Genomic DNA, 25,750 nt, shown 5'->3' on the forward strand with positions numbered 1-25,750 from the left:
CTCCTTAGTTAGGGGCAACGATGCCCATCGATGATGCGAAGTCACATTCAGTACACACAAGATGTGTACGTACACAATGTACCTACTCTATCTGGTGAGGGTGCCCTGTCAAGGATGAATGAAGTCCGTACACCGAAACGGGCCCGTCACCGGAAGGATGTTCCAGTGACGACCCCGTCGGGCACAGCGTGTGTTCGACCGGTACGGCCGATCAGCTCCAGAGCGCCGCGCGCACCACCGCGAGTTCAGCACGAGCCGCAAGCGCCTCCTGCATCGTGACCGCCCGGAATCGGGTGGCCGTGCCCGGCGCGCTGCGAGCGAGCAGGTCCATGTCGGCACTGATCACCGTGGCCACCATGGCATAGCCGCCTCCCGAGACGGCATCCCGGTGCAGCACGATGGGCTCCTTGCCGCCGGGGATCTGGATGGATCCCACCGCATACCCGGCATCGACGATGTTCGACGGGTCGGATCCGGCGCCGAACGGCTGCTCACGCGGCTTCCATTCCACGTCTGGTCCGGAATAGCGCAGCCCCATCCGGTCGGCAACCGGCGTGAGCTTCCAGGTGGCCGAGAGGAAGGTCTCGAGCCCCGCCGTGGTGAGGCGGTGATCGTAGAGGCCCACCATCACCCGCACGTCGAGCTCCTTCGGGTACACCGGACGCAGCTGGGGAGCGATCACAACCCGACGTGCGCCCGTGACCGGAACTCCCACCGGAAGCCGGTCCCCCGCTCGCAGCGCCCGGCCCTCGAAACCGCCGACCGCGCCCAGCACGTAGGTGCAGCGGCTGCCGAGTACGACGGGCACATCGACGCCGCCGGCAACCGCCACGTAGTAGCGGGTTCCGCCCTTGATGATGCCGAACGACAGCACGTCATCGGCGGCCAGTTCGAGGCGGGCGTACTGCTCGCGCAGCTCGCCGTTCACGAACACGTCCACCGGGGCCCCCGTCACGACCACGACCGCCGGCTCCGATGTTCGCAGCTTCGGCCCGAGATAGGTGCACTCGAGCACCGCCTCCTGCGCAGTGTTGCCCGCCACGGCGTTGGCCATCTCAGCGGCGAGCTGGTCCATTGATCCGCCCTGCGGAATGCCCACGCTGTAGTAGCCGGAGCGCCCGGCGTCCTGCACGGTGGTGGAGAGTCCGGGTTCCAGAATGTCAAACGCCATCGAGGGCCTCCAAGATGTGTCGGTTGTGGGCGACCGGATCGGCGAGTGCCTGTTGCAGGTCGAAGACGACGGATGCCTGCCGATACACGTAGGTTCCGGCCTCCACTTCGATCTGGATCCGCTCGTATTCCGCCTCGTCGATCGGCTTGAATTTCACGATGTCGCCCGGCTTAAAGAACACCATGAAGTCGGCGAAGTCGGTGAGCTTCTGGTGCGGGTCGAAGATGGGCGCGGCCGCGATGCCGAACATTTGGTAGCCGCCGGCGCCGCGCACGGAGTAGATGCACGCAAAGCAGCCGCCGTGGCCCACGGTGAGCGCGGGCGTGTCGGTGCGAGGGCTCAAGTATTTGGGGACCTCGAGCTGTTCAGGCTGCGGCACGATCTGGAACATGAACGGCAGGCCGGCCACGAACCCCACCATGGAGACCAGCCACGGCGACGAATGGTGGCGTTCGATGAATTCGGCCGCCGACGCCAGGTTGTTCTCCTCGGCCGCGAAGTCGAGGTCGTTGCCGTCGGGTCGCTGGTGCCCCTTGCGGAACCGCGCGCCGGTTGCCCCGGTGTACGGGTCGTCGTACCAGACGGGCACCTCCACGACCCGGGTGGCGAGGGTGGGGTGGGACAGGCCTTCCACCGCGCGCTCGATACGGCGCATCCGCTCTTCCAGCTGGGCATGGGGCAGAACGTCGGGATCGAAGCGGATGAGCAGGCTCGCGTTGGCGGGACAGATGTCGATCACACCGTCCACCTCTTCCGCCGTGAGGTGTCCGGCCATGGCGTTCGCCGTGAAGTTCGCTGCGAGGCTCATGGCCTCATCGATTTCCACGAACAGGAATTCGTCGCCGCCCCAGGTGTAGCGAGCGGGGTTCGTGAGGGTGACGGTGTCGCTCATACGAGCGCCCCCAACAGCTCGGGGGTCGTTTCGATGAAGGTGGAATGGTGATCGACCGTGAGCAGCTCGGGCCTCTCGAGCAGCGCGGCGAGGAGGGGAAGCGTGGTCTTCACGCCGTCGATCGCCACCTCGCCGAGGGCGCGTGCCGACCGGGCCACGCACTGCTCCCGCGTGGAATCCCAGACCACGAGCTTGGCCAGCAGCGAGTCGTAGTACGGCGCCACCGTCGAGCCGGTCACAACGCCGGAGTCAACCCGCACGCCCGGTCCACCGGGCCAATCCACTCGGGCCAGGGTGCCCGGGCTCGGCAGAAAGCCGTTCGCCGGGTCCTCCGCGTTGATACGGAATTCGAACGCGTGCCCGCGAAATTTCACCTGCTCCTGGCTGAGACGCAGCCGACCGCCGGCGGCAACGAGCAGCTGCTCCCGCACCAGGTCGAGTCCGGTGATCATCTCCGTCACCGGATGCTCCACCTGCAGGCGCGTGTTCATCTCGATGAACGCCGCCTCCTGCGTCTCGGGGTCGTAGAGGAATTCCACCGTGCCGAGGCCGCGGTAGTTGCATTGACGTGCAAGCTCCACCGAAGAGGCACGGATGCGTTCGCGCACCTCATCGGGCAGCCGGGGCGCCGGGGCCTCTTCTACGATCTTCTGCTGGCGACGCTGCATTGAGCAGTCCCGATCACCGAGGTGAATCACGTTCTCGCCGTCGCCGAGCACCTGCACCTCAACGTGGCGGGCGCGCGCCACGAACCGTTCGAGGTACACGTCGGCACTGCCGAACGCGGCGAGCGCCTCGGCCTGGGCCACCTCAACGGTCGACGCAAGATCCTCGGCCGCCTGCACGAGACGGATGCCGCGACCGCCGCCGCCGGCTGAGGCCTTGACCACGAGGGGGTAGCCAATGGCCGCCGCCTCCACGAGCAGGTCGTCACCGGGGGTCACGGTTCCCCGGCTGCCACGCAGGGTGGGCACGCCGGCGTCGTCGGCCGCGCGGCGAGCGCGGGCCTTGTTGCCCATCATCTCGATGGACTCCGGCGACGGGCCGACCCAGAGCAGGCCGGCATCCGTCACCGCGCGGGCGAAGTCGGCATTCTCGGACAGGAAGCCGTACCCGGGGTGGAGGACGTCACATCCGCTGTCGATGGCGGCCTGCAGCACGGCCTGCTGATTGAGGTAGCTCTTTCCGGCCGAGGCCGGACCGATGATGACGAACTCGTCGGCCAGCGTGGCCGCGTAGGAACCGGCATCGGGAGCACTCGCCCCCACCACGGTGCGAACACCAAGTTCGCGGGCGGCACGGATGACTCGAACGGCGATCTCGCCGCGGTTGGCGATGAAGAGTTTCTGCATGCTCAAGCCTCCGTGATGGTGGCGATCACGTCACCGGGGTCGACCGTTCCGGTGTCGTCGACGCTGAAACTCACCAGAGTGCCGGCGACATCGCTGCGCACCTCGGAGAACTGCTTCATGATCTCGACCATGCCGAGGGTCTGGCCCACGGTGATGATGTCACCGGGAACGGCAAAGGCCGGCTTGTCCGGGCTGGGGCTGCGGTAGAAGATGCCGGGGAGGGGGGAAAGAATGTCGGCCACGAGTGGTCCTTTCGAGGTGCGGGATCAGGAGAGGGAAGTGAGGGTGTCGCGCACGGCGGCCGCGACGGCAACGGAGTTGGGGGCATCGGAGTGCACACAGATGCTGTCGAACTCGAAGGTGAGGAGAGTGCCGTCAACCGCTTCGACCACGCCGTCGGTGAGCGCACGGCGCACACGTTCAGCAGCCGCGGCCGGATCGGTCGGCTCCGGCCGACGCTGGATGAGCAGTTCGCCGGCGGGCCCGTAGTTGAGGTCCACATAGAGTTCGCTCACGAACTCGACGCCGCGCTCGCGGCACACCGCTTCATGCTGGGTGCCGGCGAGGCCGTAGAAGGGAACCCCGTAGAGCAACGCCACATTCGCCGCCGCATGCATGAGCTCGGCGTCGCGGGACAGCATGCCGTAGAGCGAGCCGTGCGGTTTGAGGTGATTGAGCTTCAGACCGAACCGGCGCAAAGAGCCGGTGAGCGCCCCCACCTGGTAGAGGATGAGGTTTTCGACCTCGTTGGGAGTGAGTTTCATCTCACGGCGACCGAATCCCACGAGGTCGGGAAGGCCCGGATGCGCGCCCACGGCGAGTCCGTGCTCGGCGGCGGCCTCCACGGTAGCCACCAGGGTGTCGGGATCTCCGGAGTGGAAGCCGCAGGCCACGTTGGCCACGTCGACGCTCGTCATGAGCTGGAGGTCGTTGCCGAACGAGTGCAGTCCGAGCGATTCCCCCAGGTCGGAATTGATGGTGACCGTGCGGGTCGGCGTGCGGATGGGGAGGTTCGTCATATCAGGAGCCGATCGTGTTGTTCGAGGGATAACTCTGGAGCAGTCGGTGCCGTGCCAGCCTAAGGCCGACATCCGTGACCTGCGCCGCGAGGGAGCCCGGTTCGTCGGTGACGGCCCGCGCCTCCAACTGCTGAAGGAGCCGGGGCAGACCTCCTGCGAGCACGGCCGTCCAGATGTCTGCCACGGTATGGCAGAGCGTGGTCGCCCCGGTGGGACCGGTCACGGTCCACCCCCCAGCCAGCGCTGTCGTTCGGGGCGTGCCCGGGACCCCTGTCGTGAGGGAATTCACGGTGTGGGCCACGAGCATCCGCTTTCTGAGCGTCTGTTCGTCGCCCATGACCGGGTCGGGGTAAACGGTTGAGCCGCAGGCTCCGCACATTGTGTGATCCTTCGTTGCTGGTGGGGTTCTACTGCATGACGTCGCCGGAATTGGGTCCCAGCGTCTGGCCAACAAAGAGGTTGCCGCCGGGTTCACTCGCCAGGAGCACCGCCGTAGGAGCGACCTCCTCCGGCTGGCCGAATCTGCCCAGCGGCAGTTCGGCCCGCTTGGCGATCTTCCAGTCTTCGGAGATGCCGTCCACGAGCGGCGTCTCGATCGGGCCCGGTGCGATGCTGTTCACGAGCACGTTGTCGCCTGCCACTTCGAGCGCGAGGGACTTGGTGAGGGCCACGACTCCGGCCTTGGCCGCCGCGTAGTGACTGAGCCCGGTTCCGCCCTTCGTGGCCAGCTGGGAGGCGATGTTGATGATGCGGCCCCATTTCTGTTCGCGCATCTCCCCCACCACCTCTCGGCAGCACAGGAACACACCGGTGAGGTCCACCGACAGCGTTTCGTTCCACATGGCGAGCGTCATGTTCTGCAGCGGCGACTCGGTGAGCAGCCCGGCGCTGTTCACCAGCACGTCGATCGTGCCCAGCCGGGCGCGTGCCTCGGCGAAAGCGACCCGCACGCTGTCCTCCTTGGACACGTCGACGCGGATCACCTCCGCGCCGGTGCCGGAGCGATCCAGCACGATCACCCGGTCGCCGTTGGCGCGGAAGGCATCGGCGATTGCGGCTCCGATTCCGCTGTTGCCGCCGGTGACGACGACCCCACGGCCGTCCGTCGCGCGATGACGCTGCTTCCGCTCGATCATGTCTTGTCCTTTTCCTGCTTGTTTTAGTGCGCGTGTTGATGAGCGCGTGTGTGGTTCTTACGCGCGCATCTTCACGGTGAGTCCGCCGTCGACGATGATCGACTGCCCGGTGACGTACCCGGCATCCGCCGAGGTGAGGAACGAGATCACGCTCGCCACCTCGGCCGCGGTGCCGACTCGACCCCAGGGAATGTCTCCACCCGCGCGGGTGAGGCCGTCCGGGCCCAGCGAATTCACCGGGTCGAGCGACTGAGGGGTCTCGATCAGACCGGGAATCACCGCGTTGGCGCGGATGCCCTGGGGTCCGAGCTCCACGGCCACGCTGCGGATGAGGCCGAGAACACCGGCCTTCGCCGCGGCATAGTGCGCGTGCCCTTCCCAGCCGTACACGGCACCGGCGATGGACGAAACAGCCACCATCGATCCCCCCGCGCTCATGCGTTCGGCCCCGGCGCGCAGCGTGCGCAGCACCCCGGTGAGGTCCACGTCGAGCATGTCGGTCCAGCGCGTATCGGTCATCTCGCTGAGGGGCGAGTTTCGCAGGATCCCCGCGTTGGCCACGGCGTAGTCGAGGCGGCCATACTCCGTGATCGCCCGCTGGGCGAAGGCGTCGACGGATGCCGTGCTGCGCACGTCCACCTCGTGGACGACGGCTTGGCCACCGGCATCGGTCACCAGAGCCAAGGTCTCTTCCGGATCGTGCGGGTCTCCGGGAAAGGTCCCGATGATGCTGCGCACGCCCCGCCCGGCGTAATGAACGGCGAGCGCTCGGCCGATACCGCTCGCCGCCCCGGTGATGATGGCTACCGAAGCGTCAGACAAGCTCGGACTCCAACCGGCCTTCCGGCTCGACGGCAAGGGTGACCTCGGCCATCGGCTTGGCAGCGAACATGAGCAGACCCGAGATGAGGGTGCCGAGCGCTCCCACCCACAGGGCGGCGGTTCCGGTGTTGGCGCCTGCCGCGACAGCGGTGAACAGGGCGCCACCGATGACAATTCCGGGCTGGCTCATTGCGCCGATGAACGCCGTGCCCGTGGCCCGGCAGCTCACCGGGTAGCACTCCGCCATGAAGTACTGAATAGCCGCGTACGGGCCAACGAGGAAGAAGAGGCCGGCGCCGAAGCTGGCCACAATGGTGACCGGGTTGTCGGCGAGAGGACTCAACATGATGGTGAAGGCGACCGAGGCGAGGATCCAGCCGGTGATGATGGTTCGCTTGCGACCGATCTTGTCGCCGAGCCAGCCGTGGAACACGTAGCCGAAGTAGGCAAGCGCGTTGATGATGATCAGCATCCAGAAGGCGTCGGAGAGTTCTACGCCCTTGGCGTTTTTCAGCACGGAGCTGCCCAGGATGCTGAAGATCATGATGCCCATGAAGTTAAAGATCCAGGCGAGCGAGAAGACGATGGTATTGCGGCGCAGGTTGGGAGCCCAGATGAGCTTGAGCGGTGCGGTAGAGGAGTGCTCCACGCCGTAGGACCCGGCGAGCAGGTGGGCTTCCTCGGTGCGTCCGGCCTTGTCGAGGCGGGCTAGTTCGCTGTGCAGCTCGAACTGCGGGGTTTCCTTGAGCTTGCGGGCGATGACCCACACGATCAGGATGGCGGGAATCGTGGCCATCACGTAGAGCGCGCGCCAGCCGAGGGTGGGCAGGAATGCAAGGGCGAGTGCACTCGCGAGCAGGAATCCGAGCGGCCAGCCACCCTGGATGAAGGAGTAGCTGAAGCCGGGGCGCTTCTTCTTCTTTTCGTCTTCGGTGACCTGGTACACCTCGTTCATGTAGGTGGCGTTGACGGCCTGCTCCGAGAAGCCGAGGCCGCCGAAGGAGCGCACGATCACCAGCAGGAAGCTGCTGAAGAATGCCATGCCCACGGGGATGATGGCGGTCAGGCCGGAGACGATGGCGGTGCCGCCCACGGTCACCATCATGCCCTTGCGTCGGCCGAGACGGTCGATGACCGGACCGATCCCGAAGCAGACGATCGCCGTTCCCACGGCGATCCAGGTGTTGACCGCGTAGGCTTCCGGCGCGGTCCAGCCGAATGATTCCTGCATGGCGGGCAGCAGCGTTCCGAAGAGTCCGTAGTCAAAGACCGCCACTGTCCATGCCAACAGCGCCAATATGGTGGCGGTGCGAGTCTGTTTCACGGTGAACGACGGGAAGCGACGCTTCTCGTTGGGGGCGGGGACCGTCAGATCGAGGGTGGGGGGTTTCTTCAGTTTCATGCGGAGGTGACCTTTCTCGGGGAACGTGCGAGGAATGAATCGGCAATCTGGTCGAAGGTGTTCCAGCTGACGCCTTCGTAGGAGTTGAAGTGCTCAATCAGGCGCTCGAGCATGAGCAGCACCTGCGGGCGTCCGGAGACGTCGGGGTGGATGGTCATGGTGAAGACCGCCTGGTCCATTTCGCGGTAGACCCAGTCGAACTGGTCTTTCCACATCTGCTCGATGTCGCGGGGGTTCACGAAACCGTGCGAGTTCGGTGAGGCCTTGATGAACATCATCGGCGGCAGGTCATCGAGGTACCAGTTGGCCGGAATCTCTACCAGGTCGGTCTCCGTGCCGCGGATGAGAGGTTCCATCCAGGTCTGGGCGTCCTTGGCGTAGTCGATCTTCTTCCAGCTGTCGCCGACCCGCACGTAGTAGGGCTCGAAGTCCTTGTGCATGAGCGAGTGGTCGTACTTGATGCCACGCTCCAGCAGGATCTCGTTGGTCACAGAGGAGAACTCCCACCACGGCGCGACGTATCCCGTGGGACGCTTGCCCGAAACGCTCTCGATGAGGTCAATCGAGCGGTCGAGGATGGAGGTTTCCTGTTCCCGCGTCATGGCGATCGGGTTCTCGTGGGAGTACCCGTGCACGCCGATTTCGTGGCCGGCGGCCACGATCATCTTCGTGAGTTCGGGGAAGGTCTCGATCGAGTGTCCCGGTACGAACCAGGTCGCCGGCAGGTCGTACTTGTCGAACAGACGGATGAGCCGGGGTCCCCCGACCTCGCCGCTGAACATGCCTCGGGAGATGTCGCACGGGGAATCCTCACCGCCGTAGGAACCGAGCATGCCGGCAACGGCGTCGACGTCGACTCCGAATGCGATCTGGATGTCTTTCTTCATGAATGTGCCTTTCGCGTGGGGAAAACGAGCTGAAAAGTAAAAGGGGAACCCTACTGGGCGCCGTGGCTGCGCAGGGCACCGTAACGGGCGAAAGCCTGTGCCACGGCGGCGGCGTCTCGTCCGAGGTGAAGCAGCAGACTCAGCAGGATCATGGACTGTGAGGGCCGCAGCAGGCCCGACGGGATCGCTCCCGCCGAAACCAGGTCCCGTCCGCCGCCCGCGCCGTACACGGGAACGACCGGGCCGGCGCTCACACGAGTGCTGATCACGACGACCGTGCCGCTCTTCGTCGCTTCGGCGACTGCTTGGCACAGGGCGTGGTTGGCGTTGCCGCTGCCCGTCGCCTGCAACACGATGCCACGCGCCCCGGCGGCAACGGATGCCCTGAGCAGGGTGCCGTCTGCCCCCGGGTATGCCGAGACCACGTCGACCCGATGGGACTCGTCGCTCGCGACGACGGGCAGCGGCAGCGGCGGGAAACGCTCTTCGCGGGAGCTGATGGTGACGCGGCCGGCCGCGGTGACGAGCCCGACCCGACCGAAATCCGGGTTGGCGAACGCATCGAGGGCGAATGTCTGGGCTTTGCGCACGCCCTGGATGGGGAAGATCTCTCCCGCAAACGCGATGAGCACTCCGTGGCCGGCCGCTTCGGGCGCCCCGGCGACCGCGATGGCCTTCGCAAGGTTCCCGGGCCCGTCGGGTTCCACGGCATCGGCGGACTTCTGCGCGCCGGTGAAGACCACCGGGCTCACGCTGTCGTGGATGAGGTCCGCCAGATAGGCCGTCTCCTCCATGGTGTCGGTGCCGTGCGTGACAACGATGCCGCGTACCGTCGGATCGGCCAGCGCAGTCGCGATCTGAGCACAGATCGTGGTCATGTCGGCGAAGGTCAGCAGGTAGGACCCCTCGCAGGCCACGTCGACGACCCGCACGGGATAGCCGGGATCGGCCTCGAGACTGGCGATGAGTTGGGCACCGGTATCTGCGGCAATGACGGCGCCCTCGTCAGCGGTACGAGCCCGCGACGAGATGGTGCCGCCGGTTGCCAGCAGCACGACGTGGGTGCCCTCGCGATTTGTCATTTCTTCTCCGATGAACTGAACCCAAACGATTGGGTTCTGTGTGAAAGCGTAATAACCCAAGGTTTCGGCCAAGTGCGCGCTTCGTTGCGAATATGTAAATCGTGAGACTGGAACAAAACACTTCTTACCCAATCGTTTGGGTAGGAAGGTGTTCACACTCTAGAATGAATCCCGAGGGCGCGTCAAGCATTTCTTTGCAGCCCCCTTTCCCGGGTATGCGAATCTGGAGACGGCAACATGACAAACCGAAAGCCGCGTCCCGCAGCTGTCACCCTGAAGGACCTGGCCGCCGAGCTCGGCCTGCATCCATCCACGGTTTCCCGGATCCTGCATGCGGAAGGCGACACCGCACGCGGCGCCGCGGCGCCGGCCACCGCACAGCGCGTGCGCGACCTGGCCCGCGCGGTGGGTTACTCCCCCGATCCACAGGCGAAGAGCCTTCGGACGCGCCAAACACATCTGCTCGGGGTCATCGTTCCCCGACTCTCAGACCTCGTACTGGCCGTGATGTACGAGGGCATCGAAGAAGCAGCGGACGCCGCCGGTTACTCCACGTTCGTGATGAACTCTCTCGACAACGCTGAAATGCAGCGCCGCAAAACCGACATCATGCTCTCCCGGCGGGTCGACGGACTAATCTTCGGGGACGCCCACCTCGACGGCGACATCCTCACCGAGCTCGCGGAGCAGAACGTGAAATTCGTGCTCATGAACCGAGCGGTCCAGGGCTTTCCGTCGGCCACCTGCGATGACGCGCTTGGTGGCACGCTGGTCGCGCAACACTTGTGGGACAGAGGCCATCGCGTGGTTTCAGTCATCGCCGGAGAGCCCTACGCCAGCACCGCCGTCGATCGCACAAGTGGATTTGTCACGCGATGGAAGGCCCTGGGCGGCGAGATCCCGGAGGCTGCACTCGTGTGGTCCCGCTTTGACACGATTGGGGGGCGCATTGCGGCCGAAACCATCCTCAGCGACGTCGCGCACAAGCCCAGTGCCATCTTCGCGGTGAACGACTTCGCGGCCATCGGCGCCATGGGGGCCGCCACCGAACACGGTCTTCTCGTCGGTCGAGACCTGGCCATCGTAGGCTTCAACGACACCTCTCTTGCCGCCCAACTTCCCATTAGCCTTTCGTCAGTGCGGTCTCCCATGACGGAAATAGGCCGCACCGCCGTGCAGATGCTCCTTGCCACGATCAACGGTGGCCCTGTCGAGTCCGTTCGTCTTGCGCCGACGCTGGTAGTGCGCGAAAGCAGTGCATTCCAACGAACCTAACTGGCCGTGGCGATGATCGTTGAAAGCCGAGAATCAGAAATTCTGGCCGGTGGCCTCCAACAGCATCGCGGGGCTCAGGAAGTCCGTTGAGGCGGCAGCGGGGCTCGTCGTGGGCTCCAATATCCCCCAAGAGCTTGGTCGCGATCGCGATCAGTGTGTTCATCTGAACCTCGAATGAGAGCGCCTGGCTGCTCACCCACGACCTCGGCATGTGGCCCAAAGACCTGATCGTCGCCGAAGCCCGCAACCTCGGCGTCCCCGTCCTCGGCCTCGACGTTCAAACATCCACGTTGGACTACCGCGTCGAGCAGCTCGGTGACGGGAGGATCGTCATCCGCCTCGCCCTGCACGAACTCGGCGTCACCCCCGCGTCGGAACTGATCAACCTGCCCGGCGGCAGCGATGTGCTCATTGCCGGGGTGCGCCGCGCCACCCATACCCCGCCCATGCGCAGCGGCAAACGCGTCGTGTTCCTCTCCCTCGATGACGGCAGCGTGCCGGTGTCGAATGTGGTGTTCTTCCACGACGCTCAGGCGGCGATTGGGGCTCCGGTCTTTCATACCCACTACGTATTGATCCGCGGGCGAACCAGGCGAATTGGCGCCAGCGGAGTCTCTGCCACCGGCGAAGGGCTGTGGGATCTGCTCGACGTGGCCAAGACCGTCCGCGCCCGTCAGGCCAGGGAACGGGAAGAGGCGCAAGTCGTGGTCGAGGCAGAGGCCGCGGACAACGTCATCCAGATGTGGAGGCGGAGGGCGTGAGCTTCTCGAGCGGTGGGTGAACGATGCGCACCTCCTGGGCGAATTCAATCGCCGAGGAGGACTCATGACCACGATCCCAGACCCATCTCCGCTGCTGACGCAGCCAGCGAGTCGATGCGCACTCTCGCACACGCGACCCGCACTCTTGATGATCCACGCCAGACCTACGATGTGCTCGGCAACCTGATCGCGGCCGTTCGTTCGCTTGGTCAGGTGCTCGACCAGGTCGCATCCGTTCATCTCGATCACCGCGACTTGGCGTTCACCGATGTGGGCGACAGCGCGGCCGGCGCGGCTCACGCAGACCAGGCCACTGCGGCGCTGCGCGGCCCAGCAGCTGAGCTCCATCGAAAATGCTCTGGATGCCGCATCCCGGCACTCAGGACGAATCGCCTGGCACCACGAGGTCGCGCCGAGGAAACCGGACCGGACCGGAGCGAGCGAGCGACCTGCGAGCAGGCTTGAGAGTGAACGCCAGGTCCATAGCAACCACCATGAGGCGGCGCGACGAGGACTCTCGGTCTGATCGTGCCTGGCGGTTGGGCCGCCAGTGCGAAGCGGGCAGCAGCGTTCTAGTGTTCTGCGGGTGGGTGTTCGGCCACGCAGAAGAGGTTGCCCTCCACATCGGCAAGAGTGGTCCACTGCACGTGCGGGTATTCGTCCAGGACATCCCATTCGAAGACGGCACCGAGACTGATGAGACGCGCGACCTCGGCCTGTCGTGACTCCCAAGGGACAGTTAGGTCCAGGTGGGATGCCTGATGTTCGGGGCGTTTAGCGGTCAAGGGTTGGAAGAACATCGCGAAACCTCCGGGGCCGACAGGTGGCAGATAGACACTGTTCCCACCGGGAGAAGGCATAGCGCCGGTGACAGACGCCCAAAACTTGGCCAGCGTGGTTGGATTCTGAGCTTCCAGGTTGATCGCACCGAGGCTGATCTGATGAGTGGTCATTTGCGCCACAGTATCAAGCCCCGCTGGCAGCCTCCACCCATGTATCTTGGCGGTGCAGCACCACCTGAGACAGGATTTCTTATCCCCTGCCGTCATTTTCGTCCCAGCTTGCGGCGACGCAGCACCGACGTGCCTTTCCCCACAAACTGGCACTGACATGGAGGACCGATCTTTGAGCCAAGACCCGCACTCCGCAGCGGCGCCCGCCAGCGTCTGGTTGGCCGACGACCTCGCCCGAGAACGTGGTCGAGTCGAAATGTTCAACTCGACCCGTCCCGGCGGTCTAGATGGCTGGACCATGGACCTCAATCGGTCAGCAGCAGGTCCCCGCACTCGGGAACGAGAACGTCGTTCACGCTGAATTCGTAGGTCTCGATGGTGGAGATCTCGACCGTTCCCGACCGCCGCTTGTCATCCAGGAACACCGCCGCCGCGTCCGCGATCGTCGAGTACGCATCCAACGAGACCCCGGTGCTTCCATTCCGGATCAGATCGGCCTGCTCCTGCAGCGCCCGGCGAGCCTCCACCTCGGTGCCGCGTGCTGCTTTCAGTCGGTGCAGGGCCCCGACCTCGTCGCGCATCCGCGCATTCGCTTCGACGCGCCCGTTCGCCAGGACGACGATGCGAATGATTCCGATTTCGCTGGCGCGCGTCCGCCGTCTAGGCATGCAGGGCCAGACCCTCGAACCAGGCGAGAACCTCGTTGCGAAGGTACCTCACGTGTCGACCCATTCGCCGATATGGGGGCCCGGTGCGAGTCTGCCGCCACTCTTAGAGCGTGCGTGGCGAGACCTGCAACAGCTCGGCTACCTGCTCCGCAGTCATGATGTGAGCGTCGTTGTCTGTCATGACAAAGAGGTGCGACGCGTCATTCCGTCGTCGGCCGCAGCTACCCGTAGTTGGCCGGGCTAACCGTGGCCGCTGTTGCCGCAAGGGCGTTGGGGAATCGTTTTTGGCACCCAAAGTGGCACCTTTGGCCAATAAGCCTGTGTCTGTTAACAAGAAATGCCCCTGGTTTCCGCGGAAACTCAGGGGCTAAAGCTGGGGTACCTGGACTCGAACCAAGAACAACTGAACCAGAATCAGCCGTGTTGCCAATTACACCATACCCCAATGCCTAATCCGAAGATCGGGCCGAGATCAACCCTAACCTACGCAGGCCCTTGACAACAAAACGGCGGACAGCTCGGCGTGTTCGATGCCGGGCTGCCCGCCAGTGGGTGGCTAGTCTGCGCTCGTGCCCACGACCTGTGCCAGTCGATCGAGACGCGCGAGGGTTTCCGCCTGGCCCAGGATTTCCATGGATTCGAACAGCGGCGGCGACACCTTGCGACCGGAGACGGCCACTCTGAGCGGGCCAAAGGCCACCCGGGGCTTCAGGGCGAGGCCGTCGAGGAGGGTCCCGTTGAGCACTGTGTGCACGCGATCCGTGGCCCAGTCTGGCTCGGGAATGGCACGCAGCGCCGTGCTCGACGCGGCGAGGATCTCCGCGGCGGTCTGCGGAAGCGACTTGAGGGCATCCGCTTCGTGCACAAGGTTCTCCCCAGTGACGAAGAGGAAGCCGAGCATCGCGGGCGCCTCGCCGAGAAGCGCGATGCGCTCCTGGATGAGCGGTGCGGCCTGCGCGAGAACAGCCCGGTCGGCGTCGCTAGCCGGCTCGCTGAGCACGTCCGCTGCAGCAAGGTAGGGGACGACGCGTTCGGCGAAGTCCGCGGCCTCGAGCAGGCGAATCTGGTCGCCGTTGATCGACTCGGCCTTCTTCTGGTCGAAGCGCGCCGGATTCGGGTTGACGTCTTTCACGTCGAATTTGGCGACAAGCTCCTCGATCGAGAACACGTCGCGATCGTGCGAGATCGACCAGCCGAGCAGGGCCAAGTAGTTCAGCAGGCCCTCGGGGATGAAACCGCGGTCGCGGTGGTGGAACAGGTTCGACTCCGGCTCGCGCTTGCTCATCTTCTTGTTCTTGTCACCGAGAACGAAGGGCAGGTGACCGAAGCGCGGCACGAAGGTTGTCACGCCAATGTCGATCAGGGCGTGGTACAGCGCAATCTGGCGGGGTGTCGACGAGAGCAAATCTTCACCGCGCAACACGTGGGTGACGCCCATCAGCGCGTCGTCCACGGGGTTGACGAAGGGATAGAGCGGATGCCCGTTGGGCCGCACGACCACGAAGTCGCTGAACGATCCGGCTGGGAACGTGATCTCGCCGCGCACGAGATCATCGAACGACAGTTCGGTGTCGGGCACCCGCAGTCGGAGGGCAGGAGAGCGTCCGTCCGCTCGGTAGGCCGCCTTCTGCTCGGCGCTCAGGTCGCGCTCAAAGTTGTCATAGCCCATTTTCGGGTCGCGGCCGAGCGACACGTTGCGCGCCTCGATCTCTTCGCCGGTGGCGAAGCTCTCGTAGATATGACCGGAGGCCGTGAGCTGCGCAATGACGTCGCGGTAGATGTCGTAGCGCTCGGACTGGCGGTACGGTCCGTGAGGGCCGCCCACCTCGACGCCCTCATCCCAGTCGAGGCGCAACCAGCGCAGCCCCTCGATGATCTGGCCGTAGCTTTCCTCGCTGTCGCGGGCGGCGTCGGTGTCTTCAATACGGAAGATCATCTTGCCGCCGGTGTGGCGCGCGTAAGCCCAGTTGAACATGGCCGTGCGGATGAGTCCCACGTGCGGAGTTCCGGTGGGCGAGGGGCAGAACCGCACTCGAACGTCGGTTCCGGTGGCGGTGGAGAAGGGGTGTGCAGTGATCTCAGACATTACTGTCGATTCTAGTTGAGGCCACCACTGCGGCCAGGGACGCGAGGGTGGCAGCGAGGGCGGGGATGCGCTCAGCGCCGGACGCCGTGACCGCGTGCACTGTGCGATGGTCGAGGCTTGTCGTGGGTCGGATTGCCACGCCCGGCCGGGAGCCTACCGACTCAATGGCGAGGACGGGCAGAATCGCCACACCGATGCCGTTCTCCACCAATCCGAAGACCGCCGCCACATTGTCGGTTTCGCACGCGATGCGAGGTATGAAACCGTTACGGACGCAGAGTTCCAGGAGGTGCCCACGGCATCGTGGACAGCCGGCGATCCAGTCCTCCTCGGCCAAATCGGCGAGGTCAACGGCCGCCCCGGAGGCGGCGGAGTGGTGCGACGGCAGTACGACCCGAATCTCCTCGCGCCGAAGTTCCGTCACGCGCAGCCCGTGGGCGCTCTCGCCGTGCGGGTCCGCAACGTCGCCTGGATAGCTGAAGGTGAGCGCGAGGTCGACGCTGTTGTCACGCACGAGGGCCACGGCTTCGGGAGGCTCTGCCTCCCGGTACGTGACGGCGATCCCCGGATGCAGAGCTCGCATGCGCGCCAGAACACTCGGCACAATGGCCGCCGAGGCCGAGGGGAATGCGGCGATCCGCACCCGCCCCGAACGCAGGCCGGCCAGTTCCGCGAGCTCCCCGGCGGCGGCATCGAGCGCAGTCTCCACGGCCAGCGAGTGACGCGCCAGCACCATGCCGGCCTCTGTCAACCGCACCCCGCGACCGACGCGCTCAATCACCGGCATTCCCAGTCGACTCTCGAGGCGGGCGAGCTGTTGGCTGACCGCGGGCTGGCTGAAGCCGAGGGCGACGGCCGCGGCGGTGATCGAGCCGGTCTCGAGCACCGATCTCACGACTCGCAGTACCTGGGCATCCAGTTGATTGCGGCTGGGGGCAGGTGGCTGGGACATGCGCTAAGAATAACCTCTGCTTATGCATTTCATTCATTATTGGCCATTGATGAATGTATCTGGCTCCGACAGGCTGACTCCATGACCACCGCAGACGCTTCACCCTTCGGCAATTCGTTGAGCGTGGCCGAGGCCCGCGCGCAGTTCGCCGGGGCACGCGGCTACCTCGCGGCCTGCACCCTGGGTCTGCCGTCAGCGGGGACGCTGGCCGCGATGCGCGCCGACAGCGAGAGCTGGGCGCGCGGGGAGGCCTGCGCGGCCGAGTACGGTGCGGTCGTCGAGCGCGTTCGCACGAGCTACGCGGCCCTGGTCGGCGTCTCGCCCGACACCGTCGCCATCGGCTCGCAGACATCCGTCATCGCCGGAATGGTCGCCGCGAGCGTTCCCGACGGCGCCGAGGTGCTGTGCGTCGACGGGGACTTCAGCTCGATGGTCTTCCCATTCCTGGCGCAGGCGTACCGCGGAGTCACGGTTCGCCACGTGCCCCTGGCCCAGCTGGCGGATAGCGTCGATGCCAACACGTGGCTCGTCGCGTTCTCCCTCGTGCAATCCGCGACCGGCGCCATCGCAGACGCCGGCGCGATTGGCGCCGCCGCCCGCACCCACAAAACATTCACGCTGTGCGACACGACGCAGGCCGCCGGGTGGATGCCCGTTGACGCATCCGCCTTTGATGCCACGATTTGCCACAGCTACAAGTGGCTATGCGCGCCCCGCGGGGTCGCGTTCCTCACAGTGGCGGCGGCGTTCGGCGTGCTCCTGCGCCCGGTGCAGGCCGGCTGGTATGCCGGCGAGGACGTATGGGCATCCTGCTACGGCCCCGACATGACCCTGGCTGCGGATGCCCGTCGTTTCGACGTGTCCCCCGCCTGGCCCTCGTGGGTGGGCGCCGAACCCGCCCTTGAGCTGTTTCGCCGCCTCGACCTCGCCGCCGTGCGAGACCACAGTGTCCGCCTCGCCGACGCCCTGGGCGCGGGAATGGGAATCGAGCCGCAGGGCCAAGCCATCCTGAGCTGGCCAGACCCGGATGGAGCGGACCTGCGGCGTCTCGGCGCCGCAGGTCTCACCGCCTCCGGGCGGGCAGGACGGGCCCGGGTGGCCTTCCACGTGTGGAACGACGAGGAGGACGTCTCGCTCGCTCTGGCCGCGCTCCGCCGCTGAGCCGCTGAGCCGGGCGGCGGCCCGCACAGCACACTACCCTCGTTCCGAGGGGGAACGAGGGCAGTGTCTGTGAACGAACGCCCGATTAGACGCGCGTGGGGACCGCAGCCAGGATCTTAGACGCCAGCTCACCGGAGGACGCCGGGTTCTGGCCGGTGTAGAGGTTGCGGTCGATCTCCGTGTGCGGGACCCATGCGGCTCCGGCGACGAAGTTGGCTCCCAGTTCAACCAGGCGACTCTGCACGAGCCACGGCGCCTTCGGAGCGAGGCCGCCGAGCGTCTCCTCCTCGTTCGTGAAGCCCGTCATCCGGTATCCGGTGAACGGCCAGCTGCCGTCTTCGCGCACCGCGGCGAGCATGGCGGCCGGAGCGTGGCACACGACGCCGAGGACGCGGCCCGAGACAAGGGCTTCGGTCATGATGCGTCCGGAGACGGCGTCGACGGCGAGGTCTTCCATCGGTCCGTGTCCGCCAGGGTAGAAGACCACGTCGTAGTCGGCGACCGTGATGTCCGCGATAGACCGAGGGTGGTTGAGGTCGCTGCTAATGGCCTTGAGGTAGGCCGCGATGACGGCGAGGCGATCTTCGCTGCCGACCGCCTGCGCCGACAGACTGCCCGCATCGACGGTGGGGGCGATGCCCTTCGGCGTCGCGATGGTGATGTCCCAGTCGGCCTCGCTAAAGAGACGGTGTGGTTCGGCCAGCTCTTCGGCCCAGTACCCGGTCGGGTGCAGGGTGCCGTCGTTGAGGGTCCAGTGATCAGCGGCGCTGACAACAAAGAGGACGGAGTGCATTTTTCTCCAGAGTGTACGTGTGGTCGGAATCAGTGGATGTGAGAGTGGAGACGTTCAGGCGACGGTGCGGACTACCATCTTGCCGGTGTTCTCGCCGCGCAGGAGCCCGAGGAAGGCCTCGACGGCGTGGTCGATCCCGTCGACGACGGTCTCATCGAAGACGATCTCGCCTGACGCAAGCCAGCCCGCCATTTCGGCGGAGAACTCCGGGAAGTGGTGCACGTAGTTGCCCACGATGAAGCCCTTGAGCGTCAGCCCACGGCCGACAATGTTCACCATGTTGCGGGGGCCTGGGGTTGCCTCGGTGTTGTTGTACGTGGAGATCGCGCCGCAGAGCGCGGCGCGCCCGCCGTTGTTCAAGGTGGCGAGGGCGGCCTCGAGGTGCTCTCCTCCCACGTTGTCGAAGTAAACGTCGATGCCGTCGGGAGCTACGGCGGCGAGCTGCCCGGCAATGTCACCGTCCCGGTAGTTGAAAGCGGCGTCGAAGCCGTACTTCTGGGTCAGCAGGGCTACTTTGTCGGGCGAACCGGCGGATCCGATGACGCGCTTCGCGCCCTTCAGCCGAGCGATCTGGCCGACCATGCTGCCCACCGCCCCGGCGGCGCCGGAGACGAATACGGTGTCACCCGCCTTGAACGCGGCGACATCGAGCAGGCCGACGTAAGCCGTGAGGGCGGTCATGCCAAGCACGCCGAGGTAAGCGGAAAGGGGCACGCCGGAAAGCTCCGGCACGACGCGGAAGCCGGCGGCACCCTCCTGAACCCGATCGCGCCAACCGAACTGGTGCACCACGACATCGCCGACCTTGATCGTATCCGAGGCTGATGCAACGACGCGGCCGACGGCGCCGCCGGTCATGGCCTCACCCAGGACGTAGGGCGGAGCGTACGACTTGACGTCGTTCATCCGGCCCCGCATGTACGGGTCGACGGACACGAACTCGTTGGTGACCCGCACCTCCCCGGGGGCCAGCTCGGGAAGGTCGACGGAGACCGTGCGGAAGTCGCGCGCCGTGGGCCAGCCGACCGGACGAGTCACGAGCTGGATCTGGGTACTGACGGTTGATTCGGTCAAGGCTGGCTCCCTGCTAGTTTTGAACTGATCGGTTTACAATATACTGAAACGATCAGTCTACAAAACCTGAGGGGACAACATGGGGCGAATACAGAGCTTCGACGCAGACACTGTCGTTCGCGCCGCGCGCGACTTGTTCTGGGACCGCGGTTACGACAGGGCCTCACTGTCAGACCTCGAGGGAGCGACCGGCCTCAACCGGTCAAGCCTCTACAACGCTTTCGGCAACAAGCGCGGCCTGTTCGACGCCGCCGTGCAGGACTACCTCGACTCGGTGATCCGGCCACGACTGGCCGTGCTGCAGAGCGCCGCCCCCAACGAAAGCGCCCTGCTGGAGTATTTCGAGGGACTGCGCCGCACTGTCGCCACCCTGCCGAAGGACTCGCCGCGCCGGGGCTGCCTGCTGGTGAATTGCGCGGCCGGCCTGGCCGGGCACGACGACCCCACCCGCGCTGTCATCGAGGACTACAGGGCCGAACTCGCCGCCGCGCTGCGTTTCGCGATCGTGTCGGCAGGGCTGGGCGCCGAAGCGGATCCGGCCGCGCTCGAAGCTAGGGTACGCACCCTCGCGTCGCTGTCGGTGAGCGCCATGCTGATCTCGCGCGTGAATCGCGACGAAGCCGTGGCCCTGCTGGCTACCGCCGGCGCCCACATCAACGAGTGGGTGGGCCCCCGCGCCTGACTCAGGCCGCGCGCACCGAGTTCACGAGCACGCCGACACCGGGAATTTCGATCTGCACGGCGTCGCCGGCCACGATGGTTCCCGAGCTGCCTGGGGCTCCGGTGAGGATCACGTCGCCGGGCAGCAACGTGAAGAGGCTCGACGCGAAGGCCACGACCTCGGCCACGGTGTGTTCCATCACGCCGGCCGAGCTGTTCTGAAATTGCCCGTCGTTGATTCGCCCGTGAATGACCGTCGTTTCCGGGTCGAACTCGGTGTCGATGACAGGCCCCAGCGGGCAGAAGGAATCGAAAGCGGATGCCGTGGCGGCCTGCTCGGGCAGCAGCTCGAGGTCACGGGCGGTGACGTCGGCCGCCACCGTGTAGCCGAACACCTTGCTCGCTGCATCCGCTACCGTCACGTCTTTGGCGAACGTACCGATGATGATCGCGAGGGCTCCCGTCACTGTGATGTCGCTCGACTGGCCCGGCAGCACAATGGGATCGCCCGGGCCGACAACGGAGGTGTTGGGCTTGAGCACAAACGACGGCCTCGCGTTTTCGAGGCCGGACCCCTCCCGCAGGGCGATGATCTTGGAGCGGGGTATCACCGGCGCGAGCAGCTTCACGTCGACGAGTTCGACGCGCTCGCCCGTGGGATCGTACCCGGCGAACATCGGGTCGCTTTTCAGCACCACCAGCTCATCGTCGTCGACGATGCCGAAGGCAATCGCTCCTTCGTGGCTGAAACGCGCAATCTTCATACTGTCCGTTCGAAAGGCTCGACGCTCAAGCGTCAAGGCGGGTGAGCCAGCCGTGCCGGTCGGGCACACGGCCGTACTGAATGTCGGTGAGCTCCTGGCGGAGAGCCATCGTGATGTCTCCGGCCGGGGCATCGGGGTCTCCAATGCTAACGCCCTTGCCCTTGAGCTGGCTGATCGGCGTGACCACGGCGGCGGTTCCACAGGCGAAGACCTCGGAAATTTCACCCGATTCGACGCCGAGACGCCACTCCTCCAGGGTCACCTCGCGCTCCTCCACGGTCATGCCGCGGTCCCGGGCGAGCTGCATGATGCTGTCGCGTGTGACGCCCTCCAGGATTGAGCCGGTGAGACGGGGAGTCACGAGGGTGTCGGTTCCGCGCACGAAGAACACGTTCATGCCGCCGAGCTCGTCGATGTGACTGCCGGTTTCACCGTCGAGGAAGAGCACCTGCGCGCATCCGTTTTCGTAGGCTTCCATCTGCGGCAGAAGCGACGCCGCATAGTTGCCACCGCACTTGGCCGCACCTGTACCGCCACGGCCGGCGCGCGAGTACTCGGTCGACAGCCAGATCTTCACGGGCGCGACGCCGTCGGCGAAGTAGGCGCCGGCCGGGCTCGCAATCACGTAATAGCCCACGCGGTGCGCAGCGCGCACACCCAGGAAACTCTCGTTGGCGATCATGAAGGGGCGCAGGTACAGGCTGGTCTCCGGAGCTGAGGGGATCCAGGCCTTGTCCACGGCCACCATCTGCTTGATCGACTCGACGAAGTCGGCTACCGAGAGCTCTGGTAGGGCCAAACGGCGGGCCGAACGCTGCATGCGTTCGGCGTTCTTCTCGGGCCGGAATGTCCAGATCGAACCGTCCGCGTGGCGATATGCTTTGAGGCCCTCGAAGATCTCCTGTCCGTAGTGCAGCACCGACGAGGCCGGGTCGAGCTGGAGCGGCCCATAGGCGGTGACCCGTGCGTCGTGCCAGCCGGCTTCGATTGTCCAGTCGATCGTCACCATGTGGTCGGTGAAGTGCTTACCGAATCCGGGATCGGCGAGGATCGCCTCTCGCTCGGTCTCGGCGCGCTGCTCGGTAGAGGGTACGAGAGCGAACTTCAGGGAGTAGGGGGCAGAAACGGTGTCGGTCATGAAAGTCCTTCGAGTGTCAGAAGGCCCACGATGGCATCGCCGACGCTGGCGGTGCTGCGGGGCCCGGAGGCTGAGCCGGTGGTGGTGCGGGCAACGACATCGGCTGTGACGGCCGCGTTCACCCGAGCTGCGGCATCCGTGAGGCCGAAGTGATCGAGCATCAGGGCGACCGAGAGAATGGCTGCGGTCGGGTCGGCGAGTTGCTGGCCCGCAATGTCGGGCGCCGAGCCGTGCACGGGCTCGAACATGCTCGGGAATCGCCCCTCCGGATTGATGTTTCCGGAGGCGGCGAGGCCGATACCCCCGCTGATGGCGGCGGCCAGATCGGTGAGAATGTCGCCGAACAGGTTGTCGGTGACGATCACATCCAATCTACTCGGGTTGGACACGAGAAATATCGTCGCGGCATCAACGTGCAGGTAGTCGACCGTGACCTCGGGGAACTCTGAGGCGAGGGCGTTCACGGTGCGCTGCCAGAGACTGCCGGCGAAGACGAGCACGTTGGTCTTGTGCACGAGAGTCAGGTTCTTACGCGCCCTTCCGGCTGCTACTCCGAAGGCGTAACGCACGACCCGCTCCACGCCGAAGGCGGTGTTGACGGATACCTCATTGGCAACCTCGTTCGGCGTGCCTTGGCGGATCGCGCCGCCGTTGCCCACGTAGGGCCCTTCAGTACCCTCGCGGATCACGACGAAGTCGACGTTACCGGGCGCGGAGAGCGGACTCGGCACGCCAGGAAAGAGCACGGTCGGGCGCAGGTTCACGTAGTGGTCGAGCGAGAAACGTAGCCCGAGCAACAGGCCGCGTTCGATGTTGGCATTGGCCAGCCGGGGATCCCCCGGTACTCCCCCGACGGCACCGAGCAGGATCGCGTCGTGGGCGGCGATCGCCGCCAGGTCCTCGGCGGTGAGCACGTCGCCCGTTTCGAGGAACCTCGCGGCGCCCAGGGAAAAGGGCGTCTTCTCAAACTTCACGTTTTCGGAAGCCGTCGCGGCATCGAGAACCTTCACGGCCTCGGCAATGACTTCGGGTCCGATTCCGTCTCCGGGAATGACTGCGAGCTTGATGGTGCGCGACATATAACTCCGAGCGTCTGATGAATCCTGTACTCAAACCCTACTGCCGCCCAAGTTGTGTCTAGGCTATACAGAAGCTCAAACCATTTAGAAAGCGGGCATCATGAGTATCGGACTGGGTATTTTTCTCTTCGTCGTCGGCGCTGTGCTCGTGTGGGCGCTGAATGTGAGCGTCACATGGATCGACCTGGACTTCGTCGGTTACATCATGATGGGTGCCGGCGCGATCATCTTCGTGATCGGGCTGATCTACATGTTCCGCAAGCACTCCACGGTCAGCACGGTTCGCACGATCGCCGACCCGGCCAATGGCCAGCAGGTCACGCGCAAGGAAAACTCAGTCGACGGGCTCTGACCAGGAGTCCTGGCCAGAGTCTTTTAGCGCGCGCGCCTAAGGCTCACTGCGGCAACGACGACGGCGGTGAGCACGAGCGCAACGCCGATCCAAGCACTGAGCCCCACACCGCTGTCGAACGCGTGCCGCGCAGATGAGAGCAGCTGGGCTGCGGCATCCGCTGGAAGCGCTGACGCCACGGCAACGGCACCGCCGAGGGTCTCCCCTGCGGCATGCTGCTGCGCCACCGTGAGCGAATCGGGCAGGCTCACGGCCGCCCGGTAGGACGCCGTGAGGATCGTGCCGAGAACAGCCGTACCCAGAACGGCGCCCAGCTCGTAGGCGGTCTCGGAGACAGCGGATGCCGCACCGGCCTTGTCTTTCGGCGCGCTCGCCACGATCAGCTCGTTTGACACGGTCTCCGCCGCACCGATGCCCACGCCGAGCAGCAGAAAAGCGATGGCGATTCCGGGGGCATCGATCTGTCCGTTGCTCAACGCGATCATGGCGAATCCGCCCGCTGACACGAGCAGGGCCGGCGGAACGACCCGCGACGGACGAACCCGCCGGGCAATCGGCACAACCACAAGGCCGGCGATTATCATGGCGATCAGACCCGGCACCAGAACGAGACCGGCAGTGAGCGGCGAGAGGCCAAGTACGAGCTGCAGGTGCTGGGAGACGAAGAACAAGCAGCCCACGAGCGCCGTGACGCTCAGCAGATTGACGACGACGGCACCGCCGAATGCGCCGTTGCGGAACAAGCTCATGTCGAGCATTGGCACGGGCAGACGCAGTTGCCGGCGCACGAAGAGCGCACCGATCCCGAGGCCGATCGCGAGGGGCAGGATCGAGAGCACCGTAATTCCGTCGTGCGCCACAGCCTTGATGCCATACACGACCGGAAGCATGGTGGCGAGCGAGAGCACAATGCTCGTCACGTCGATACGACCGGGGTGCGGGTCACGTGATTCGGGCACCAACAGGGGCGCGAGCACGAGCAGCGGCACGAGGAGCGGCACCGCCAGCAGGAAGACCGATCCCCAGGCGAAATTCTCGAGCAGGATTCCTCCCACCACCGGGCCGAGCGCGCTTCCGGCGGCGAATCCTGTCGCCCAGATGGCAATGGCGAGACGGCGCTGGTCCCTGTCCAGAAAAATGGAACGGAGCAGCGACAGCGTCGACGGCATGAGCATGGCGCCGAAGAAGCCCAGGGCGGCCCGGGCCACGATCAGCCACTCGATCGTCGGCGAGAACGCCGCTCCAATCGAGACGAGGCCGAATCCCGCTGAACCCACGAGGAGCAGGCGACGCCGGCCAATCCGGTCGCCCAGGCTTCCCATCGTCACGAGCAAACCGGCCAGAACGAGCGGGTAGATGTCGACCATCCACAGCAGTTGGGTTCCGGTGGGCCGAGTGTCCAGGGAGATGGCTGGCAGCGCGAAGTTCAGCACTGTGTTGTCGATCGAAACCAGCAGAACCGGGAGCATGAGCACGGCGAGTGCCCACCATCGTCGCGCATCCGCCGTCACCCTACCGACGCCCCGTGAGGGAGACGGGTGAATTGTACGGGCTGAGGTGACGGATGACACGATCTGGCTCTCTTCTGATCTGGCCGAGCGAAGAGCCGGGCACGTGCCAACTGTACCGTCTGGACGGTATAGTTGTCCAATGACACCAATCCCGGTTGGCTACCATGGCGTGATGCCCACTGCATCGTCGCCTGCCGCCTCCTCCCGCTCCGCATCGTCAACAATGGAGCGGCTCCTCGATGCCTTCGAGGAACTCCTCACTGACGGCGGCGAACGTTCGGCCACGCTCGGTGCCGTCGCGGCGGCGGCGGGAGTCTCCAAAGGCGGCCTGCTCTACCACTTCGCGTCGAAAGACGCCCTTATCGATGCCCAGCTGGCCCGGCTCGAAGTGCGGGCCGCGGAGGACACCGAGAATATCCGCACCGCACCCGCTGGGCCGGTGGACTATCTCATCCGCAGTTCGGTGAACATGGGGAGCCCTCTGGACCGATCCTTCATAGCCACGACGCGCCTGGCTCAGGGGCGTCACGAGCAGGCTATCGAAACTCTTGAGACCATCCGGAGGAAGTGGTTAACCGTCATCGAAGACAGTGTGGGAGACCACGACACGGCAGTGGCCATCATGCTGGTTAGCGACGGCCTGTACGGCAACTCGTCGCTGGCCGGGATGCCCTCCGCCCCCGCCGTCGAGGCGGGGGCGGAGGGCATGGACCGGCTACTCACCGTTATCGCACGGCTCTATACCCGCGTCGGGTAGTCC

General features: G+C 65.5%; 28 protein-coding genes and 1 tRNA gene. 7 read left to right on the forward strand and 22 right to left on the reverse strand.

Annotated features, from left to right (window positions below; translation table 11 throughout):
- Nucleotides 1-211 precede the first annotated feature (211 nt).
- The 11 genes from BJ997_RS11060 to BJ997_RS11110 are packed head-to-tail and all read right to left on the reverse strand — an operon-like array spanning nt 212 to nt 9,763.
- Entirely contained in the window at nt 212-1,171 is a 960-nt protein-coding gene (locus BJ997_RS11060; protein WP_035836085.1) for a 5-oxoprolinase subunit C family protein, read from the reverse strand.
- Nucleotides 1,161-2,063 carry a 5-oxoprolinase subunit B family protein gene (locus BJ997_RS11065; RefSeq protein WP_035836084.1) on the reverse strand — a complete coding sequence of 301 codons (903 nt, stop codon included), beginning with the start codon at nt 2,061-2,063 and terminating at the stop codon, nt 1,161-1,163. Before BJ997_RS11065 ends, BJ997_RS11060 begins: the two co-directional genes overlap by 11 nt.
- On the reverse strand, nt 2,060-3,415 hold the full coding sequence (locus tag BJ997_RS11070; RefSeq protein ID WP_035836083.1) for an acetyl-CoA carboxylase biotin carboxylase subunit: 1,356 nt from the start codon (nt 3,413-3,415) through the stop codon (nt 2,060-2,062). Before BJ997_RS11070 ends, BJ997_RS11065 begins: the two co-directional genes overlap by 4 nt.
- A 2-nt stretch (nt 3,416-3,417) precedes the next feature.
- Complete coding sequence (locus BJ997_RS11075; protein ID WP_035836082.1) at nt 3,418-3,657, reverse strand: acetyl-CoA carboxylase; 240 nt, start codon at nt 3,655-3,657, stop codon at nt 3,418-3,420.
- Between the two features lie 24 nt (nt 3,658-3,681).
- Complete coding sequence (gene pxpA / locus BJ997_RS11080) at nt 3,682-4,434, reverse strand: 5-oxoprolinase subunit PxpA (RefSeq protein ID WP_052542102.1); 753 nt, start codon at nt 4,432-4,434, stop codon at nt 3,682-3,684.
- A 1-nt stretch (nt 4,435) separates the two neighbouring features.
- Nucleotides 4,436-4,813: a hypothetical protein gene (locus BJ997_RS11085; RefSeq protein ID WP_035836081.1), complete on the reverse strand. Its 378-nt coding sequence runs from the start codon at nt 4,811-4,813 to the stop codon at nt 4,436-4,438.
- A gap of 28 nt (nt 4,814-4,841) precedes the next feature.
- Nucleotides 4,842-5,570 (reverse strand): SDR family NAD(P)-dependent oxidoreductase, encoded by a 729-nt coding sequence (locus BJ997_RS11090; protein WP_035836080.1) that lies wholly within the window; start codon nt 5,568-5,570, stop codon nt 4,842-4,844.
- A 57-nt stretch (nt 5,571-5,627) separates the two neighbouring features.
- Nucleotides 5,628-6,392 carry an SDR family NAD(P)-dependent oxidoreductase gene (locus BJ997_RS11095; protein WP_035836079.1) on the reverse strand — a complete coding sequence of 255 codons (765 nt, stop codon included), beginning with the start codon at nt 6,390-6,392 and terminating at the stop codon, nt 5,628-5,630.
- Nucleotides 6,385-7,794, reverse strand: a complete 1,410-nt coding sequence (locus BJ997_RS11100; protein ID WP_052542101.1) for an MFS transporter — start codon at nt 7,792-7,794, stop codon at nt 6,385-6,387. Before BJ997_RS11100 ends, BJ997_RS11095 begins: the two co-directional genes overlap by 8 nt.
- On the reverse strand, nt 7,791-8,681 hold the full coding sequence (locus BJ997_RS11105; protein WP_035836078.1) for a polysaccharide deacetylase family protein: 891 nt from the start codon (nt 8,679-8,681) through the stop codon (nt 7,791-7,793). Before BJ997_RS11105 ends, BJ997_RS11100 begins: the two co-directional genes overlap by 4 nt.
- Before the next feature lie 50 nt (nt 8,682-8,731).
- Nucleotides 8,732-9,763 (reverse strand): asparaginase, encoded by a 1,032-nt coding sequence (locus BJ997_RS11110; protein ID WP_035836092.1) that lies wholly within the window; start codon nt 9,761-9,763, stop codon nt 8,732-8,734.
- Nucleotides 9,764-10,000: 237 nt separating this feature from the next.
- On the opposite strand from BJ997_RS11110, the gene BJ997_RS11115 reads away from it, so the two are divergent.
- From BJ997_RS11115 to BJ997_RS11125, 3 genes are all read left to right on the forward strand, one after another.
- Complete coding sequence (locus BJ997_RS11115) at nt 10,001-11,038, forward strand: LacI family DNA-binding transcriptional regulator (RefSeq protein WP_035836077.1); 1,038 nt, start codon at nt 10,001-10,003, stop codon at nt 11,036-11,038.
- A 209-nt stretch (nt 11,039-11,247) separates the two neighbouring features.
- A complete protein-coding gene (locus tag BJ997_RS11120) occupies nt 11,248-11,799 on the forward strand; it encodes a hypothetical protein (RefSeq protein ID WP_035836076.1) in 552 nt (183 codons plus the stop codon).
- Nucleotides 11,800-11,913: 114 nt separating this feature from the next.
- The gene (locus BJ997_RS11125) at nt 11,914-12,264 is read left to right on the forward strand and encodes a hypothetical protein (protein WP_052542100.1); all 351 of its coding nucleotides are present in this window, start codon (nt 11,914-11,916) and stop codon (nt 12,262-12,264) included.
- 107 nt (nt 12,265-12,371) lie between these two features.
- On the opposite strand, the gene BJ997_RS11130 is transcribed toward BJ997_RS11125, so the two are convergent.
- The 5 genes from BJ997_RS11130 to BJ997_RS11150 all read right to left on the reverse strand — a co-directional run bounded on the left by BJ997_RS11130 (nt 12,372) and on the right by BJ997_RS11150 (nt 16,458).
- Nucleotides 12,372-12,752, reverse strand: coding sequence for a VOC family protein (locus BJ997_RS11130; protein WP_035836075.1), 381 nt, complete (start codon nt 12,750-12,752; stop codon nt 12,372-12,374).
- Between the two features lie 305 nt (nt 12,753-13,057).
- Entirely contained in the window at nt 13,058-13,420 is a 363-nt protein-coding gene (locus BJ997_RS11135) for a hypothetical protein (protein ID WP_035836074.1), read from the reverse strand.
- Nucleotides 13,421-13,793: 373 nt separating this feature from the next.
- Nucleotides 13,794-13,865, reverse strand: a tRNA-Gln gene (locus tag BJ997_RS11140).
- 111 nt (nt 13,866-13,976) lie between these two features.
- Complete coding sequence (gene gltX, locus BJ997_RS11145; protein WP_035836073.1) at nt 13,977-15,506, reverse strand: glutamate--tRNA ligase; 1,530 nt, start codon at nt 15,504-15,506, stop codon at nt 13,977-13,979.
- Nucleotides 15,499-16,458, reverse strand: coding sequence for a LysR family transcriptional regulator (locus tag BJ997_RS11150; RefSeq protein WP_035836072.1), 960 nt, complete (start codon nt 16,456-16,458; stop codon nt 15,499-15,501). Before BJ997_RS11150 ends, gltX begins: the two co-directional genes overlap by 8 nt.
- 81 nt (nt 16,459-16,539) lie before the next feature.
- Between BJ997_RS11150 and BJ997_RS11155 the strand changes: the two genes are divergently transcribed.
- A complete protein-coding gene (locus BJ997_RS11155) occupies nt 16,540-17,619 on the forward strand; it encodes an aminotransferase class V-fold PLP-dependent enzyme (protein ID WP_035836071.1) in 1,080 nt (359 codons plus the stop codon).
- 85 nt (nt 17,620-17,704) lie between these two features.
- Here BJ997_RS11155 and BJ997_RS11160 read toward each other — a convergent pair whose 3' ends face one another.
- Nucleotides 17,705-18,412 (reverse strand): type 1 glutamine amidotransferase domain-containing protein, encoded by a 708-nt coding sequence (locus tag BJ997_RS11160; RefSeq protein WP_035836070.1) that lies wholly within the window; start codon nt 18,410-18,412, stop codon nt 17,705-17,707.
- Between the two features lie 54 nt (nt 18,413-18,466).
- Complete coding sequence (locus tag BJ997_RS11165) at nt 18,467-19,486, reverse strand: NADP-dependent oxidoreductase (RefSeq protein ID WP_035836069.1); 1,020 nt, start codon at nt 19,484-19,486, stop codon at nt 18,467-18,469.
- A gap of 79 nt (nt 19,487-19,565) precedes the next feature.
- On the opposite strand from BJ997_RS11165, the gene BJ997_RS11170 reads away from it, so the two are divergent.
- A complete protein-coding gene (locus tag BJ997_RS11170) occupies nt 19,566-20,168 on the forward strand; it encodes a TetR/AcrR family transcriptional regulator (protein ID WP_035836068.1) in 603 nt (200 codons plus the stop codon).
- A gap of 1 nt (nt 20,169) precedes the next feature.
- On the opposite strand, the gene BJ997_RS11175 is transcribed toward BJ997_RS11170, so the two are convergent.
- Genes BJ997_RS11175 through BJ997_RS11185 form a run of 3 tightly spaced genes read right to left on the reverse strand, consistent with a single transcriptional unit; the run spans nt 20,170 to nt 23,127 of the window.
- A complete protein-coding gene (locus BJ997_RS11175; RefSeq protein WP_035836067.1) occupies nt 20,170-20,910 on the reverse strand; it encodes a fumarylacetoacetate hydrolase family protein in 741 nt (246 codons plus the stop codon).
- A 25-nt stretch (nt 20,911-20,935) separates the two neighbouring features.
- Entirely contained in the window at nt 20,936-22,048 is a 1,113-nt protein-coding gene (locus tag BJ997_RS11180) for a branched-chain amino acid aminotransferase (RefSeq protein WP_035836066.1), read from the reverse strand.
- Entirely contained in the window at nt 22,045-23,127 is a 1,083-nt protein-coding gene (locus BJ997_RS11185; RefSeq protein ID WP_035836065.1) for a 3-isopropylmalate dehydrogenase, read from the reverse strand. The genes BJ997_RS11180 and BJ997_RS11185 overlap by 4 nt, the downstream gene beginning before the upstream one ends.
- A gap of 100 nt (nt 23,128-23,227) precedes the next feature.
- Between BJ997_RS11185 and BJ997_RS11190 the strand changes: the two genes are divergently transcribed.
- Nucleotides 23,228-23,479, forward strand: a complete 252-nt coding sequence (locus BJ997_RS11190; RefSeq protein WP_035836064.1) for a DUF6458 family protein — start codon at nt 23,228-23,230, stop codon at nt 23,477-23,479.
- A 23-nt stretch (nt 23,480-23,502) separates the two neighbouring features.
- Here the strand turns inward: BJ997_RS11190 and BJ997_RS11195 are convergent, their stop codons facing one another.
- Nucleotides 23,503-24,948, reverse strand: a complete 1,446-nt coding sequence (locus BJ997_RS11195) for an MFS transporter (RefSeq protein ID WP_152602127.1) — start codon at nt 24,946-24,948, stop codon at nt 23,503-23,505.
- A 214-nt stretch (nt 24,949-25,162) separates the two neighbouring features.
- Here BJ997_RS11195 and BJ997_RS21780 point away from each other — a divergent pair, with 214 nt between their 5' ends.
- Nucleotides 25,163-25,747 carry a TetR/AcrR family transcriptional regulator gene (locus tag BJ997_RS21780; protein WP_276512152.1) on the forward strand — a complete coding sequence of 195 codons (585 nt, stop codon included), beginning with the start codon at nt 25,163-25,165 and terminating at the stop codon, nt 25,745-25,747.
- Nucleotides 25,748-25,750: the final 3 nt, after the last annotated feature.

It is taken from the genome of Cryobacterium roopkundense, from assembly GCF_014200405.1.
Lineage (GTDB): Bacteria > Actinomycetota > Actinomycetes > Actinomycetales > Microbacteriaceae > Cryobacterium > Cryobacterium roopkundense.

What these genes read in the sequence shown, in the direction of transcription:
- BJ997_RS11175 (WP_035836067.1), bottom strand. Translation starts at nt 20,910, where the DNA reads ATGAAGATTGCGCGTTTCAGCCACGAAGGAGCGATTGCCTTCGGCATC.
- BJ997_RS11155 (WP_035836071.1), top strand. Translation starts at nt 16,540, where the DNA reads ATGACCACCGCAGACGCTTCACCCTTCGGCAATTCGTTGAGCGTGGCC.
- BJ997_RS11160 (WP_035836070.1), bottom strand. Translation starts at nt 18,412, where the DNA reads ATGCACTCCGTCCTCTTTGTTGTCAGCGCCGCTGATCACTGGACCCTC.
- BJ997_RS11185 (WP_035836065.1), bottom strand. Translation starts at nt 23,127, where the DNA reads ATGTCGCGCACCATCAAGCTCGCAGTCATTCCCGGAGACGGAATCGGA.
- BJ997_RS11125 (WP_052542100.1), top strand. Translation starts at nt 11,914, where the DNA reads ATGCGCACTCTCGCACACGCGACCCGCACTCTTGATGATCCACGCCAG.
- pxpA (WP_052542102.1), bottom strand. Translation starts at nt 4,434, where the DNA reads ATGACGAACCTCCCCATCCGCACGCCGACCCGCACGGTCACCATCAAT.
- BJ997_RS11170 (WP_035836068.1), top strand. Translation starts at nt 19,566, where the DNA reads ATGGGGCGAATACAGAGCTTCGACGCAGACACTGTCGTTCGCGCCGCG.
- BJ997_RS11130 (WP_035836075.1), bottom strand. Translation starts at nt 12,752, where the DNA reads ATGACCACTCATCAGATCAGCCTCGGTGCGATCAACCTGGAAGCTCAG.
- BJ997_RS11110 (WP_035836092.1), bottom strand. Translation starts at nt 9,763, where the DNA reads ATGACAAATCGCGAGGGCACCCACGTCGTGCTGCTGGCAACCGGCGGC.
- BJ997_RS11060 (WP_035836085.1), bottom strand. Translation starts at nt 1,171, where the DNA reads ATGGCGTTTGACATTCTGGAACCCGGACTCTCCACCACCGTGCAGGAC.
- BJ997_RS11135 (WP_035836074.1), bottom strand. Translation starts at nt 13,420, where the DNA reads ATGCCTAGACGGCGGACGCGCGCCAGCGAAATCGGAATCATTCGCATC.
- BJ997_RS11115 (WP_035836077.1), top strand. Translation starts at nt 10,001, where the DNA reads ATGACAAACCGAAAGCCGCGTCCCGCAGCTGTCACCCTGAAGGACCTG.
- BJ997_RS11100 (WP_052542101.1), bottom strand. Translation starts at nt 7,794, where the DNA reads ATGAAACTGAAGAAACCCCCCACCCTCGATCTGACGGTCCCCGCCCCC.
- BJ997_RS11195 (WP_152602127.1), bottom strand. Translation starts at nt 24,948, where the DNA reads ATGCTCCCGGTTCTGCTGGTTTCGATCGACAACACAGTGCTGAACTTC.
- BJ997_RS11105 (WP_035836078.1), bottom strand. Translation starts at nt 8,681, where the DNA reads ATGAAGAAAGACATCCAGATCGCATTCGGAGTCGACGTCGACGCCGTT.
- BJ997_RS21780 (WP_276512152.1), top strand. Translation starts at nt 25,163, where the DNA reads ATGCCCACTGCATCGTCGCCTGCCGCCTCCTCCCGCTCCGCATCGTCA.
- BJ997_RS11150 (WP_035836072.1), bottom strand. Translation starts at nt 16,458, where the DNA reads ATGTCCCAGCCACCTGCCCCCAGCCGCAATCAACTGGATGCCCAGGTA.
- BJ997_RS11180 (WP_035836066.1), bottom strand. Translation starts at nt 22,048, where the DNA reads ATGACCGACACCGTTTCTGCCCCCTACTCCCTGAAGTTCGCTCTCGTA.
- BJ997_RS11090 (WP_035836080.1), bottom strand. Translation starts at nt 5,570, where the DNA reads ATGATCGAGCGGAAGCAGCGTCATCGCGCGACGGACGGCCGTGGGGTC.
- gltX (WP_035836073.1), bottom strand. Translation starts at nt 15,506, where the DNA reads ATGTCTGAGATCACTGCACACCCCTTCTCCACCGCCACCGGAACCGAC.
- BJ997_RS11190 (WP_035836064.1), top strand. Translation starts at nt 23,228, where the DNA reads ATGAGTATCGGACTGGGTATTTTTCTCTTCGTCGTCGGCGCTGTGCTC.
- BJ997_RS11065 (WP_035836084.1), bottom strand. Translation starts at nt 2,063, where the DNA reads ATGAGCGACACCGTCACCCTCACGAACCCCGCTCGCTACACCTGGGGC.
- BJ997_RS11085 (WP_035836081.1), bottom strand. Translation starts at nt 4,813, where the DNA reads ATGTGCGGAGCCTGCGGCTCAACCGTTTACCCCGACCCGGTCATGGGC.
- BJ997_RS11070 (WP_035836083.1), bottom strand. Translation starts at nt 3,415, where the DNA reads ATGCAGAAACTCTTCATCGCCAACCGCGGCGAGATCGCCGTTCGAGTC.
- BJ997_RS11120 (WP_035836076.1), top strand. Translation starts at nt 11,248, where the DNA reads ATGTGGCCCAAAGACCTGATCGTCGCCGAAGCCCGCAACCTCGGCGTC.